Genomic DNA, 15,511 nt, shown 5'->3' with positions numbered 1-15,511 from the left:
TGGCTTTAGGTCGCTTTGTTCGAATATCTTCAATAAGAATTAAAAAGGGTCCGCTTCCTTTAGGAATGCGGACCCTTTTCTATTTATGTCTTTAGATATCTGAAACAACTCATACAGCACTCAGCCAAAGTCTTCCTGTTGGCTTGCGTCATACAAAGCCAAACGTTTATTGCCGAGTCAGGTTAAGAGTCACAGAGCCAATATAACAAGCGCTTCGGCACTCTCCACAGCCGTTACACTTATCTTTGTCCACTGTAGGCAACTCTCCTACTTCGATGTGTATCGCACCTGCTGAACACGCAGTTTGGCATGCTGAACAATCCATTTGCATGTAATTATTGCAGCTATCAGCAAAACTCGGCTTGAGGTCGATATAAGGTGTGACCGTTGGATGAAGTGCGCCAGTCGGACACACTTCAGTGCATTTGTTACACATAGAACAACTGTTGTAATCCAAATTCAGCAGCGCACTGCCCTCTAGCATTTCAATAACGCTATTCGGACACGCTTGCTCACACAGCTCACAACCGTCGCAAAGACGCTCAAACAGCACCTCGTCGACCGCTCTTGGCGGCCTTGCGTGCAAGCGCTGTGATATCTCTTCATAATTCGCGGCTGCTTTAACCGGTTTAGAAAGTCGAGTTAAAAAACCGCGTCTATTTGAATTTATTTGTTCAGACATTAGTCGATATATAACTTTTTAGTAGCAACGTTTAAATTATATTCAGATGTTAAGTACTTAAACCAATCTATTACATCAACCGATAGCTTTTTATAAAAAGATAGCTCTGATGCTTTATTTAATTTTTCTAAATAAGCAGAAGACCAAGTGAATAAGTGACTCTCAAGTAATTCACCAGCTGAATTGATATTTTTATTTTCTAACAAATACGCATGAGCGAATAACATTAAACCAAATTGATCTTCCGGCTCTCTTAACCCAGTGTCTAATTCAATCTGATTCAATTCTAAAAACTGGCGATACTCTACAGTAGAAGCACCGAACACAACGCGATCTTTATCTAAGTACACAGACCCCCAAGGCGGAGCAGGCATGTCTCCAACGCCTTCAAACAGGCGACTGAACTCTGCAGCGAGCGCATCTTCGTCTTCGCCTCTCAATGCCTGCAAGCATTCCTCAGAGAGCACTTCGCTCTCAACCAAAGCTTCAACAATGGTGACCAACTGTTCTTTACTTGTCGCTTGATAAAATAGCGAACCCAATAATTTATGCGTATCGATAATCATTATTATTTATACCGTTATAGGTTTAAAGATAATTATATTAATTAATCCATTTCATTCTTTGATCTATTTTATACATTCGATTTATAAGATTTAAATTTCGATCTTATTTGATGTTAATCAATCAACATTTATATATTAAAAGACAAAACCAAAACTACCTATAAAGTGCTAGTCATCAATAACAATAGGCATCTTAGAATGACGAATAAGAAAGAATCTGGGGTAATGAATCTTACTCGAAGAGGCTTCATGAAAGCTTCTTCTGCGGTAGGTAGTGCAGCCGCACTTGCGGGCGGTATCGCTTTACCTTTCAAATCCAAACCTGTAGCGGCTGCAGTTGCTGAGAATGTGGATGAGAAAATCGTATGGAGTGCATGTACCGTAAACTGTGGCTCTCGCTGCCCGTTACGTATGCATGTACAAAACGGTGAAATCAAATACGTAGAAACCGACAACACAGGTACTGACGAATACGGTCATCACCAAGTTCGTGCATGTCTACGTGGTCGCTCAATGCGCCGCCGTGTTTACAACCCAGATCGCCTAAAATACCCAATGAAACGTGTGGGCAAACGTGGTGAAGGCAAATTTAAACGCATTAGCTGGGAAGAGGCTTACGATGAAGTCGCTGGCACCATGCAACGCCTTATCAAAGACTACGGCAACGACACTATCTACTTAAACTACGGTACAGGCACACTTGGCGGTACGGTTACTAAATCTTGGCCACCAGCACAAACGCTAATTGCTCGTCTAATGAACCTAAGTGGTGGTTACCTAAACCATTACGGTGACTACTCAACAGCGCAAATCGCGAAAGGCTTGAGCTACACCTACGGTGGTTGGGCGAACAACAACTCTTTCTCTGATTTAGAGAACACTAAGCTTAACATCCAATTTGGTAACAACCCTGCTGAGACTCGTATGTCTGGCGGCGGTCTGATCCACCACTACGTAGAAAGCAAAAACAAATCAAACGCTAGAACGATCATCATCGATCCACGCTACACCGATACGGCCGGTGGTCGTGAAGATCAATGGATCCCAATTCGTCCTTCTACGGATGCTGCATTGGTAGCAGGTCTTGCACACGTGATGATCACTGAAGACCTTGTCGACCAACCGTTCCTAGACAAATACTGCGTAGGTTACGACGAGAAGACTCTGCCTGCATCAGCGCCTAAAAACAGCGACTACAAATCTTACATCCTAGGTTTAGGTGAAGATGGCGTAGAGAAGACACCAGAGTGGGCTTCTAAGATCACTGGTATTCCAGTTGATACCATCGTTAAGCTTGGTCGTGAAATGGGCACAGCAAAACCGTGTGCTATCCACCAAGGTTGGGGCTTACAACGTACTGCGAACGGCGAGCTAGCGTGTCGTGCAATCGCAATGCTGTCGCTACTCACCGGTTCTGTGGGTGTATCAGGTGGTTCTACAGGTGCTCGTGAAAGTGACATCAACATTCCGTTTGTGCGCTTCCCTACTGTGCCAAACCCAGTTGAAACGTCTATTTCAATGTTCATGTGGACAGACGCGATTTACCGTCACCATGAAATGACCGACATCACTGATGGTGTTCGCGGTGCAGAGCGCCTTAAGAACCCAATCAAGATGATCTGGAACTACGCAGGTAACTGCATCATCAACCAACACTCAGACATCAACAAGACTCACGCGATTCTTCAAGATGAAAGTGCGTGTGAAATGATTGTCGTGGTTGATAACCATATGACTTCTTCAGCGAAATACGCCGATATCATCCTGCCAGACTTAACAACGTCTGAGCAAGACGACTGGTGTATGGACGGTAAAGCGGCGAACATGCCTTACTTCATCTACGCGCAGAAAGCGATTGAGCCTCAGTTTGAAGCGAAATCGATCTACGAGATGTGTACTCAGCTTGCGAAACGCATGGGCGTAGAAAAAGAGTTCACCGAAGGCCGTACTCAAGAGCAATGGATTGAGCACCTTTACGCAGAAACTCGTAAGAACGATCCAACACTGCCAACCTTCGAAGAGATGAAAGAGCTGGGTATCTACAAACGTAGCTACGACCACCACTACATCGCTTACGAAGACTTCCGCAAAGATCCTGAAGCGAACCCACTGACTACACCAAGTGGCAAGATTGAGATCTACTCAGAGCAACTGGCTGATATCGCGAAGACTTGGAAGCTGAAAGAAGACGAAGTGATTCACCCACTTCCGGTTTACGCGGACTCTTTTGAAGGTCATAACGATCCACTTGCAGAGAAGTACCCACTTCAGCTAACCGGTTTCCACTACAAGGCTCGTACTCACTCAACTTACGGCAACGTTGCAGAAATCAAAGCAGCCGCACCGCAAGAGTTGTGGATCAACCCAATCGATGCAAAAGAACGTGGTATTGAAAGCGGCGACATGGTGAGTATTTTCAACGACCGTGGCGAAGTACACATTCCAGCGAAAGTGACACCAAGGATTCTTCCTCGAGTTGTCGCACTAGGCGAAGGTGCATGGTACGCACCAGATGGTCAGAAGATCGACCATGCAGGCTCTATCAACGTGCTGACCACTCAGCGCCCGAGCCCACTTGCTAAGGGTAACCCTCAGCATACAAACCTAGTTCAAATCAAAGCGCTAAAGAAAGCATAAGGTAGGTTGGAATGAAACAATACGGCTTTTACATTGATTCAAGTAAATGCACGGGTTGTAAAACCTGTCAGCTTGCTTGTAAAGATTATAACGATCTAGACATCAAAACGAACTACCGTCGCGTATACGAATACGCCGGTGGTGGCTTCACTCAAGATGGCGATACCTGGGTTCAGAAAGATGTCTTTTCTTACTACCTTTCTATCGCTTGTAACCACTGTACTAACCCTGCGTGTGTGAAAGTGTGTCCTTCGGGCGCGATGCACAAACGTGATGAAGACGGTTTGGTTGTGGTTGATGAGAGCGTATGTATTGGTTGTCAGCACTGTAGCAATGCGTGTCCTTACGGCGCACCACAATACAATGCTAAGAAAGGTCACATGACGAAATGCGATGGTTGTTACCAACGCGTTTCTGAAGGCAAACAGCCTATCTGTGTTGAGTCTTGCCCACTTCGTGCATTGGAGTTTGGTGAAATCAATACACTTCGCGAGAAGTACGGCTCTGGTGCGGATGTGGCTCCACTGCCATCTTCAACAGAAACGCTACCAAACATCGTGATTAAGCTGAACAAAAACGCGAAACCGACTGGCGATACCAGTGGTCACTTAGCAAACCCGAAGGAGGTGTAAGATGATTTTTCATGAGTGGTCTTTAATCTTCTTTACGGTGCTAGCGCAAACTGCGGTTGGTGGTTACTTACTGATTGGTGCACGAGCACTGGTACTTGGTCATGACGAAGAGAAGCTGAACAGCTACAAGGTTCCAATGTTCATCTTATGGGCACTGATGGGTCTTGGCTTCATGTTCTCGACAACGCATCTTGGCTCTCCACTGCGCGCGTTTAACGCTTTTAATCAACTAGGTTCGGCTTGGTTGTCTAACGAAGTGTTCTTCGGTGCGGCATTCTTCGCTGTCGGTGGCCTGCAATGGTTACTGTCGGTAGTTAAGAAAGGTGGCGTTGCTATCCAGAAAGCACTGATGGTTGGCGCGATGGTACTGGGTGTTATCTTCATGTACGCGATGATCAACGTATACATGATCAACACAGTACCGACGTGGGACAACATCTACACACCACTGAGCTTCATCATGACGATGGTTGTGGGTGGCTTGCTGTTATCTCAGTTCGTGATTGTATTCGCAAACGACAGCCGCTTTACGGTTGACCGTAACATCACCATGCTGGCTGTTATCGCTGTTGCTATCAGCTTGCTTGTGACAGTAGGAAAACTGAACCTAATCGGTGACATCCAAACTTCAGCGGCAAAAGCGTCTGAGTTAGTCGATGGTTTAGGTAGCTATGTGATTCTTCAAGTGGCACTGCTAATGGCAAGCTTGTTGATTTGGATTCTACCTATGCTGAATAAAGCAAAAGTGAACCCAGTTAACCTTGGCTTAGCACTAGTATTGTTCTTGGCTTCAGAGTTAATCGGCCGTGGTTTGTTCTACAGCCTACATATGACAAGCGGTTTGTAATCGAGTTCTTACAGACATGAGTTGCGTGTAAACATCGCTGCTTGTTTGGTTATCTAGAAGGCTAGATAACCAAAAGGCCCAACACCTATTTAGATGTTGGGCCTTTTTATTTCGTTTTTTCTAGCGTTTTTAATACAGACTTAGCGAGTTCGCTTACATCGTTAGCTTACATAGCTACTTAATGATAGCCGCTGGAATAAACATGTCTTTCAATCGCTTAACCGAAGAATAAGTACCAAACATCGGTTTGTTGTCTAAATGCCTTCTCAGCATATCGGCGGCAACGGTCTTAATCACGTTGCGTTGGTCTTTACGCGAGTACTGACGATAAAACTCAAGTACCTGCCCCCACTCGCCTGCTTCAGTCGACAATGCAACGCTGAATGTGTTGCCTTCCAGCTTACCAGTCACCAAAGCCAATTCAGTTCCGCACTTCTCTCTTGTTGCTCCAGCCAGCGCAAAGGTCGCGGCTAATGGATCGCTCTTTTCAAGTTCGCTCTCTTTTGGCTCAGCCATCACCCATGAGTGTCCGAAGCAATCTTCTATCTGCTCATTCAATTGCAGCCACGCTGACAGTGAACCTTTGGTCGACACTTCAGACACCGATAACGTCTTCTTTTTTTCCGCCATGATGTGTCCAATATGGTCAATCATCGGCTCATCAACACTCACGACATTACTCTCTAGCAGCTTGTAAACCATCTGCAGAAGCTTAACGCGAGTTTCTAAGTCTGCCTTAGGACCAAACAGTTTGACCTCAATGAACGGCAGATAAGAGCGGTAACCAAGTTCATAACCTTCTGGCAGCTTTAATTGGTCCAAAACATCAGAGATACCGGATTCAGACAAACCAAACGTAAACAGTCGACTGCATTCAGAGGCAACCACTTGAGGGTAGGTACGCGACAAGTCAGGAAGAATCTCAAACGTCACCATGCGTTTGAACTCACTCGGTACACCCGGCGTGAAATAGAAAGTCGCATCGTTGATTTTCAGTTTGAAGCCACAAGCCGTCCCCACAGGGTTATCGACAATCTCTGAGCTCGCAGGTAACAAAGCTTGTTTAAGGTTGCTGTCTGGCATTGGCATGCCACGTCCAGAGAACATCTCTTCCATACGAGCAAGCCATTCAGGGAACATGACGAGTTTCTGCTCGGAAGCAGCTGCAGCGGCTGCAGCACTCATATCATCGGTTGTCGGGCCTAAACCACCATTAACGATAACCACATCATAGTTAAAGCTCAGCATCAGTAGTTCTTCAACAAGAGCATTCATTTGATCACCCACAGTTGAGCGCTTAGCAAGCGCAAAACCATGCTGATAAAACTCAGCAGACATCCAAGCTGCGTTTGTATCTACAATGTCTCCATGAAGAACTTCTTCACCTGTGCTTAACATTGCGATTTTCGTCATATTTCTATCCCTTGTTGTCATAAAAAGACACTGCATTATTTACAAACTGGTCTATGGTTGAATTTGGAGCAATTCGCCTTTTCACTAATATTAATAATGTTAAACCTAAGGTTTTCTTAGGAAAAGCTATAAATTATTAGTTCCCTAAATCAGGCATTTAATAGATAATTGTGACCCTGATCAATTCCAAACTTTCTCATGGAGACCCTTGTGGCCAAATCACCGTTACTAGCAAAGGTTACTGCCGCATTTTCAATGCTAATGTCAGTTAACTCGGTTGCAAGCCAATACGACTTCGACCAGCCAATCAACCTTTCTTACTCGGATGAATGTGCTCAAGATTACTGTTTTAATGACAACTTGTACACCTACAAGCCTAGTACCAATTACGCACTGAGCGAATCGAGTGATGAGTACGACTTCTCAATCCAACAACCAAAACACATGTTGGTAAGCCAGGAGAAAGATTGGGATTACCTAATGGGTCAAACCTACACCATTCTTGGCTTAAGTGTCGCGACAGTGGGTCTAATGACTCTACTCCCTGAAAGTATTACTAAGTGGGATGATGACCAACGTGATATCAGTTCATTAGGTAAAAAGTGGAAAGATAACGTTTCTGAAGGCCCAGTATGGGACCGTGACGAACACTTCCTAAACTACGTAATGCACCCATATTTTGGTGGTGTTTACTACACCGCAGCCCGACACGCAGGTTACGACGAGTTTGAGTCATTCTTATACTCTTGGACTATGTCGACGTTCTTCTGGGAATACGGCGTAGAAGCGTTTGCTGAAGTACCTTCATGGCAAGATCTCTTCATCACACCTTTCTTCGGTGCGGTTGTCGGTGAAATGATGCTAGAAGCAGAGCAAGATATCATTGCTTCAGGTGGTGAAGTGATGGGCTCTCAAACCATGGGTGATGTGTCGCTATTTTTCCTTAACCCTGTTGGACACATTCACTACTGGGTAAGTGACGCATGGGGCGGTGATGCAGAAGTGAACCTGAATACTAACCCTTGGTGGGATAACCAAGACGCTGCACGTTTTGCTTACGATGCTGGCGCACCATACGACTCTCAGTTTGTTGGTATGAACTTCAAAGTAACGTTCTAATTCGTCTCTAGTACTACTCAATATAAGTTATTGAATACAAGTTACTGAATATAAGTTGCTGAATCATCAATCACAGTGACAACTCTTCTAAAAAGCGGCTCTCTAGCCGCTTTTTTTGTGCCCTACTCTTCATTCTCTTTTTTTGCATCGAAGCTTAGTTTCAAAAATTGACCTAGGTCAAACATTGTTCGATGTAACCTTCTACACTGAAATTAAAGAACTTTATCGCGTGATATCAAACATTTAATTAGCAAAGAATAATTGAAACCTTGGGGGCTGATATGAACAGTACATTTATCGTAAACTTTATCGGAAAAGCATCACCAGCAACAATTAAACAGCTTGCTGCGGTTACTCACGAAAACGACGGCAAATGGCTCATCAGTAAAGTGAACTTTATTGAAGACCAAGTCGCTGGCGTACTAAAGGTTCAACTTCCAGCCATCAACGAATCGATTGTCAAAGAAGCCTTTAGCGCCAATCCGGATCTCATCGTGCAGTTTGTCGATTCAGACCATACGCACAATGTTCAAGACACGGTCCATCACTTAAGACTCGACTCTAACGACCGAGCAGGTATCGTCAACGAAGTGACTCATGTATTGGATAGACAAGGGATCAGCATTCTCGATATGGACTGTCATCGTGTCTTTATCGCAGGTGGCGGTGGTGTTAGCTCAAGCCTATTCACATCAAAAATCGCCGTTAAACTGCCAATCGAAGTACAGATCGACGACGTAGTTAATGAACTCGAAACGCTCAGTGAAGATACTCGAGTGATGATTGAAAGCTAAATAAACAAAATTGAACAAAAAAGAGCAGCTCATTGGCTGCTCTTTTTATTGCTCTGAAGATATGATTCAGTTACTTAACTGACCATTGTGATAATGAGCGTTTGAAGTCTTCATAACCGAATTCATTTAGCTTCTGAACTTCACCACTGCTACGTTCGCAGTAGATTGATGGCATTTTCAGACCATTGAACCAGTTCAGTTTCACCATGGTGTAACCCGCGCTGTCTAACAGATGCAGCTTTTGACCAATCTTAAGTGGCTCATCAAAGCTCGCTTCGCAGAACTGATCGCCCGCAAGGCATGAACATGAGCCAATCACATAGTCGTGACTGCCTGTTTCTGATGCTTCCAATACAGATGCTGGCTCATTGTAGATAAGCGTGTCTAAACGGTGTGCTTCGGTTGCTGAATCGACAATTGCTGTTTTCTTCACGTTCTCAACGATATCAACCACTGTCACAACTAGATCGGTTGTTTTAGTGATGATCGCTTCACCCGGCTCAAGGTACATCTGCACGCCGTGTTTCTCAGAGAAGGCTTTTAGCGCAAGACCGAGTTTTTCGATGTCATAGCCAGGCCATGTAAAGAACACACCACCGCCCATGCTCACCCAGTCCAACTTATCTAAGTGCTCGCCAAACTGTTCTGAGATTGAATCAAGTAGGCCGATAAATGCATCGACGTCTTTGTTCTCACAGTTCATGTGGAACATCACACCATTAATCTCATCGAAAATTTCTGGTTTGATATGGTCAGCTTGCACGCCCAAACGCGAGAATTGACGCGCTGGGTTAGCCAAGTCTTGCCCTGCGTAGCTCACGCCCGGATTTAAACGTAAACCCAGTGAAGCTTTACCTTCAACAATATGACGGTAAGCAGCAAGTTGGCTCTGAGAGTTGAAGATCATCTTGTCGCAGATGTCAGCAACTTCTCTCACGTCATCTTCGCTGTAACCGACACTGTAAGCGTGCGTCTCACCACCAAAGGTTTCGTGGCCAAGCTTCACTTCGTATGGACCAGAGCTTGTCGTGCCATCGAGGTAAGGTTTGATGATGTCAAACACACCCCATGTCGAGAAGCACTTGAGAGCCAATACCAACTTCACACCTGAAATCTCTTTCAGCTGCTTGGCTTTCTCTAAGTTCGCAATCAACTTGTCTTCGTTGATCATGAAATAAGGCGTTTTTAGTTCGTTGTTTTGCATGTTAATACCTTGCGGCCCTCGAGTTCACGAAGGCACATGATAATCGAACAAAGCCGACGCAACAGCATCGGCTTGTAATTATACGTTCTCGTCAATCATATGACTTTGAATGGAATTCGCAGAGCTTTGACCTTGTCACTAGGACAACGCGACGAGGGCAAAGAGCCAGAAATTACTTCAAAGTGTGGATCAGAGGTAAACCAGCTGTCGGCTCTAGCTCTTGAACGTGCCAATCTAGACCGATTTCCGGCATAGTTGCTAGGAACGGGTCTGGGTTTAGCTGTTCCATGTTGAACACACCTTTATCAGCCCATTCGCCACGGAAGAACTGAAGTGCAGCCGTAATCGCTGGAACACCTGTTGTGTAAGAGATCGCTTGGTGCTCTACGTCTTCGTAAGCCACTTCGTGGTCTGCGTTATTGTAGATGAACACGCTGCGCTCTTTACCGTCTTTCTTACCTTGAACCCAAGTACCGATACACGTTAAACCAGTGTAACCCGGAGCTAGAGATGTTGGATCTGGCAGTAGTGCTTTAAGAACATGCAGAGGCTGAACCACAGTACCATCGTGCAGTGTTAGCGGATCAGGGCTAAGAAGACCGATATCACGCATGCAGTTGAAGTAGTTCAAGTATGCATCACCAAAGCCCATCCAGAATTCGATGCGCTTAGCTGGGATGAACTCTTTCATTGAACGAACTTCATCGTGCGCCATTGAGTAAACTTTGTGAGAACCACAGTTCGGGAATTCAAACTCAAGCATACGAGAGTGACAAGGTACTTGTTTCCACTCTTCATTTTCCCAGTAGAAAGAGTCGCCTTGGATCTCAAGCATGTTGGTTTCTGGGTCAAAGTTTGTCGCAAACTTCTTGCCGTGGTCACCAGCATTCACATCCATTACATCAATTGAGTCAATCTCATCGAACAAGTGCTTAACCGCGTATGCAGCAAAGATTGATACCACACCTGGATCAAAACCAGCACCAAGAATACCTGTGATGCCCGCTTCAGCGAACTTCTCACGGTAGCCCCACTGCCAATCGTAAGCTTGTGGTACTTGTTGGCCTTCAGAACATAGGTCAACCGCTACCGATGTATCTAAATAAGAAACTTTAGATTGGTAACATGCTTCCATGATTGCCATGTTTACCCAAGGAGGACCAGCGTTGATCACTAGATCCGGCTGAACTTCTTTAATCAAAGCAACAAGCGCATCAACATCATCAGCGTCTACTGAACGTGCTTCTAGTTTCTTGGTTGAATCTTTAAGGTTGTTTTTTCCCTTGATAGATTCGATGATTTTTTCACACTTCGCGATTGTGCGAGAAGCGATTGTGATATCACCCAGAACTTCGTTATTTTGTGCTGCTTTGTGTGCAACAACCCAACCAACGCCGCCTGCACCAATTTGTAGAATAGCCATAGTTTTAATTACCCTTGTTGTTCTGCTAGCTCAATAGCTAAAGTTTGAATTTTGTTTATTAGAGATTTGAAATCTGATGTCGTTAAGCACGGATTCAAGATAGTGAATTTAAGCGCGCTTTTACCGTCGACGACCGTTTCGCCAAGCACGGCAACACCACGAGTCAGTGCTTCCAGTCTTAACGTTTGATTCAGTTTGTCTAAATCTAGCTCACCGTTTTCTAATTTCCCATTGCGAGGCACCGATCGGAACAGCACAGTAGACAGTGACGGCTCAGCAAGCAGTTCAAAATCGTCATGCTTCTGAATCAGGTCGGCGACTTGAAGCGTCTGCTCTAGGAGATGATCGTACATATCACCCAGCTGCTTTGGCCCAACGCTTTGCATCGTCATGAAGACTTTCAGTGCATCAAAACGCTTGGTGGTCGCAATAGACTTATCGACAAGATTTGGCAGCTCATCGTGCTCGCGATTCAAGTAGTCTGCGTGATGCAGTAGGAACTTAAAGTTCGCTTTGTCTTTCAGCAACACAGCACCACAGCTGATTGTTTGGAAGAACAGCTTGTGGAAATCAACGCTGACAGAGTCCGCTTTCTCAATGCCTTTCAGACGAGCTTTATGGCTACTTAATATAAGTGCGCCACCGTAAGCACTGTCGACATGGAACCAAAGATCTTGTTGGTTTGCGATATCAGCAATCGCTTCAAGGTCATCAATTGCTCCGTGGTCGGTAGTACCCGCAGTACCGACAACAGCAAAAGGAATTAACCCTTGAGCTTTAAGCGCTTTCACTTCTGCGTCTAGCAAGTCAGGCTTAATAGTGCCGTTTGCATTAGTGTCAACACAGCACACTGCCGCTTCGCCTAGCCCTAGTAGAGAGGCTGACTTTTGAACCGTAAAGTGAGATTTCTTTGAACATAAGATACGCAGCTTGCTCGCGTATTCTGGTAAGCCAAGCTTTTGGATAGAATAACCATTGTGCTTATCCGCAACCCAGTCTCTCGCAAGCAATAAACCCATTAGGTTACTTTGCGTGCCACCACTGGTGAAAACACCGTCTGCTTGTGCGCCAAGTTGGTATTTGTCGCACATCCAATCCACAACGCGCTGCTCAACGTAAGTCGCAGCAGATGCTTGGTCCCATGAATCCATTGATTGATTCAACGCAGCGATAATCGATTCCGCTGCTACCGAAGCCATAAGAGGAGGAGTATGAAGGTGTGCAATACAATCTGGGTGTTGCACGAAGATGGAGTTTGCAGCGACAAGATCTGCAGTGCTATCTACAACATCAACCAAAGCGTGTTGATTGTTATCAAGGTCGACAGCATTGATAGCTGCTTCTAGCACTTTTGGTTCTAAACCCGAATAAGGGGTTTCAACCTGTTCAAAAACCGCTTTCATCGCTTGAGTGGTTTGGTTCATCACGTTAGCAAATTCGTCGCTACCGCCTAAACCTGTCTGGATGAAATGCTTGTTCCATTCTTGGTTTGCTTGTTCGCTTGAAGCTGGGTCTTGTTGTAAGCCACCACCAGCTGCGATGATCGCTTCTTCCATTACGCGGAGTGCAAAGTCAATCTGCTCAAAAGAGATAATCATTGGCGGAAGGAAACGAATTACCGAGCCATCACGACCACCCTTTTCAACCATCAAGCCACGCTCTAACGCTGCTCGTTGAATCGCTAGGGTTAACTCGCCGTCTGATTGTGGTTCGCCAAACTTGTTAAGCTCACCATTTGGTTGCTTGATCTCAGCGCCAAGCATCAAGCCTTTACCGCGAACTTCGGCAATACAGCCAACGCGTGATTGAATCTTCTCAAGCCCGTGACGTAAGTATTGACCTGCGATGTTCGCGTGCTCAACTAAACCATCTCGCTCGATGATTTCCAACGCCTTAGCGCCAGACACCATTGCTAACTGGTTACCACGGAATGTACCGGTGTGCTCACCTGCTTTCCATGTATCAATGCTCTTATCGAACACAAGCAGCGACATAGGCAGTCCGCCACCAATCGCTTTAGACAAGCACAAGATATCAGGGTTAACGCCTGATTCTTCAAACGCAAATCGATGACCCGTTTTACCCACACCACACTGAATTTCATCAAAAATCAGTAGGATACCGTGCTCGTCACAGATGCGACGTAAGCCTTGTAACCAAGATGCTGGAGCAGGAATCACACCGCCCTCACCTTGCACAGGTTCAACGATCATCGCGGCTGGTTTCATGATTCCAGACTCGTCATCGTTCAACATACGCTCGATATAACGAATGCTCGCGTTGGCACCCGCTTCACCACCAATGCCAAACGGACAGCGGAGGTTGTATGGGAAAGGCATAAAGTGCACATCAGACATCAAGCCGCTACGACGCTCTTTAGTGCCGAGGTTACCCATCATGCCCATGGTGCCGTTGGTCATGCCATGGTAAGCACCACGGAAAGCAAACATGGTGTTGCGACCTGTGGTTTGCTTAGCAAGCTTGATCGCCGCTTCCACAGCGTCAGCTCCCGATGGGCCACAGAATTGAAGAACCGAGTTATTTGAAAAGTCTTGAGGAAGAAAAGCTTTAACTCGATTGATAAACGTCTCTTTTGCTTGGGTCGTAATATCAAGAGTTTGGTATGGCAAACCAGAATCGAGCTGGTCTTTCAGTGCTTGGTTAATCTCAGGGTGATTGTAACCCAGAGAAAGTGTACCTGCACCGGCTAAGCAATCGAGAAAGAGTTGGCCACGAGTATCTTCAACTAAAGCGCCACATGCTCGTTTAATAGCAATAGGCAGGCGTCTTGGGTAAGAGCGAACATCCGACTCATGCTGTTCTTGCTCTAGCAAAATAGCGTCAGGTGTTAGGTCGTACGTTCCCTCTAAGATAGGAACCATAGTTGAAAATGAATTTGCGATAGTATTAATATCGACTTCAAAGGCGGTAGTCATAAAAGTCCCCTTGAATGTGTTCATACTCACCTCCATCAGACGCAATTACCCACCAACTCTCGTTAAATTTGGAGAGAGTTCATAGTGAAGCACGCGTATTGTCTAGAAATGAGATATAGCTGTACGCTCGCATAAGTCAAATGACGAATACGAAATTAAGCCGTCTTAAGACAGCGATAAATTGTTAGCGTGAGCTCAAGGTTCAGTTATGCTACTGTTTTGAAGAATTGGACATTTTTGCAGGATCGGGCAGCTATGAGGAGCTGGTCCCTTTGGAAATGCAGAGCTGATTAGCAATGTTGTAATTAGTGTGTTCAATGTTGGGTTTCCCATTAACATGGCGAACTGCGCCATAAGTATCCCGTCTATCAGCTAAAGGACTAGCCAATACCTACCCTACGTAATGTCCCAATCAGCAAGAATGGTCACTACGCGTATCCCCCAGAAGCAATCGTTGCTCTTCTTGAACATTGTTCATTCCGAGATTGCGCGGGAAAGTAACATAAAGTGAAATGAACGACCAATAGTTTTTAATAATAGCTTGATAAATAGCAGCTGCGGCTAAGGAATTGCTGTAAATATCGTCACACTATCGTTTAAGAAAGAGATCCCCGGTTCGCTCGTTCCTCACGCCCGAGGATGACGACGTGGGACTATAAACGTTGCTAGAGAAGCTTGGAGGTCATGGCGTCACTCCCTAGAGCGAGGAATGAGTTCATAGGGAGTCCCGAACAACATGTCGATGTATGGCTTTATTAAAGAAGTTACCTGATGCAATAGATTAAACTGAAGTTAATCAGCAAGCGGCAAGAGATCCCCGCTTCAATCGTTCCTCACGCCCGAGGATGACGACGTGGGGTTATAAACGTTACTAGAGAGACTTTGAGGTCAAGGCGTCACTCCCTAGAGCGAGGAATGAGTTCATAGAAAATCTCGCACTGAAAACAAAGTTCACTACACAGATAAAGGAATGAAAAGTTAATCATCTGTCCGTGTCTACGTCATTCCCTAGCACGAGGAACGAGTTCATAGGGAATCTCGCTTTTAAAACGAACTTGATTGCGAAATTTTGAGGCAAAATAGAAATGAATTTTTAGCGCGGATTCGAACAACAAGAGTTCTTAAACGTAAAAGCTAAACGCCAGAAACCAAAAAGCCCGAACATTTCTGTTCGGGCTTCTTAATTTGGAGCGATACATCGGGTTCGAACCGATGACCTCAACCTTGGCAAGGTTGCGCTCTACCAACTGAGCTAGTA

11 protein-coding genes are annotated in these 15,511 nt (G+C 45.3%); 5 read left to right on the top strand and 6 right to left on the bottom strand.

Features of this window, described 5'->3' with window-relative positions:
* Window positions 1-166: 166 nt before the first annotated feature.
* Both napF and MSG35_RS21235 read right to left on the bottom strand, forming a co-directional pair.
* On the bottom strand, window positions 167-682 hold the full coding sequence (gene napF / locus MSG35_RS21240; RefSeq protein WP_059020627.1) for a ferredoxin-type protein NapF: 516 nt from the start codon (window positions 680-682) through the stop codon (window positions 167-169).
* Complete coding sequence (locus MSG35_RS21235) at window positions 682-1,248, bottom strand: molecular chaperone (RefSeq protein WP_086969568.1); 567 nt, start codon at window positions 1,246-1,248, stop codon at window positions 682-684. Before MSG35_RS21235 ends, napF begins: the two co-directional genes overlap by 1 nt.
* 198 nt (window positions 1,249-1,446) lie before the next feature.
* On the opposite strand from MSG35_RS21235, the gene MSG35_RS21230 reads away from it, so the two are divergent.
* From MSG35_RS21230 to MSG35_RS21220, 3 genes are read left to right on the top strand one after another with little or no spacing between them, the layout of a single operon-like run.
* Entirely contained in the window at window positions 1,447-3,885 is a 2,439-nt protein-coding gene (locus MSG35_RS21230; RefSeq protein WP_248384954.1) for a DmsA/YnfE/YnfF family dimethyl sulfoxide reductase, read from the top strand.
* A gap of 11 nt (window positions 3,886-3,896) precedes the next feature.
* On the top strand, window positions 3,897-4,517 hold the full coding sequence (locus tag MSG35_RS21225; protein WP_004733360.1) for a DMSO/selenate family reductase complex B subunit: 621 nt from the start codon (window positions 3,897-3,899) through the stop codon (window positions 4,515-4,517).
* Window position 4,518: 1 nt separating this feature from the next.
* Complete coding sequence (locus tag MSG35_RS21220) at window positions 4,519-5,364, top strand: DmsC/YnfH family molybdoenzyme membrane anchor subunit (RefSeq protein WP_050648578.1); 846 nt, start codon at window positions 4,519-4,521, stop codon at window positions 5,362-5,364.
* Window positions 5,365-5,538: 174 nt separating this feature from the next.
* Here the strand turns inward: MSG35_RS21220 and MSG35_RS21215 are convergent, their stop codons facing one another.
* Window positions 5,539-6,777, bottom strand: coding sequence for a CinA family nicotinamide mononucleotide deamidase-related protein (locus MSG35_RS21215; protein WP_086969564.1), 1,239 nt, complete (start codon window positions 6,775-6,777; stop codon window positions 5,539-5,541).
* A gap of 210 nt (window positions 6,778-6,987) precedes the next feature.
* On the opposite strand from MSG35_RS21215, the gene MSG35_RS21210 reads away from it, so the two are divergent.
* Both MSG35_RS21210 and MSG35_RS21205 read left to right on the top strand, forming a co-directional pair.
* Entirely contained in the window at window positions 6,988-7,896 is a 909-nt protein-coding gene (locus MSG35_RS21210; RefSeq protein ID WP_048607221.1) for a DUF3943 domain-containing protein, read from the top strand.
* Between the two features lie 281 nt (window positions 7,897-8,177).
* Window positions 8,178-8,690, top strand: a complete 513-nt coding sequence (locus tag MSG35_RS21205) for an ACT domain-containing protein (protein WP_017061000.1) — start codon at window positions 8,178-8,180, stop codon at window positions 8,688-8,690.
* Window positions 8,691-8,760: 70 nt separating this feature from the next.
* Here the strand turns inward: MSG35_RS21205 and nspC are convergent, their stop codons facing one another.
* From nspC to MSG35_RS21190, 3 genes are all read right to left on the bottom strand, one after another.
* Window positions 8,761-9,894, bottom strand: a complete 1,134-nt coding sequence (nspC, locus tag MSG35_RS21200; RefSeq protein WP_050621274.1) for a carboxynorspermidine decarboxylase — start codon at window positions 9,892-9,894, stop codon at window positions 8,761-8,763.
* A gap of 172 nt (window positions 9,895-10,066) precedes the next feature.
* Window positions 10,067-11,317 carry a carboxynorspermidine synthase gene (locus tag MSG35_RS21195; RefSeq protein WP_050621275.1) on the bottom strand — a complete coding sequence of 417 codons (1,251 nt, stop codon included), beginning with the start codon at window positions 11,315-11,317 and terminating at the stop codon, window positions 10,067-10,069.
* Window positions 11,318-11,325: 8 nt separating this feature from the next.
* On the bottom strand, window positions 11,326-14,277 hold the full coding sequence (locus MSG35_RS21190; RefSeq protein ID WP_248384953.1) for a pyridoxal phosphate-dependent class III aminotransferase: 2,952 nt from the start codon (window positions 14,275-14,277) through the stop codon (window positions 11,326-11,328).
* Window positions 14,278-15,511 lie beyond the last annotated feature (1,234 nt).

Origin of the sequence: Vibrio sp. 1CM23M (genome assembly GCF_023161755.1) — a bacterium.
Taxonomy (GTDB): Bacteria; Pseudomonadota; Gammaproteobacteria; order Enterobacterales; family Vibrionaceae; genus Vibrio; species Vibrio coralliirubri.
This window is presented reverse-complemented; position numbering and strand designations above follow the sequence as displayed.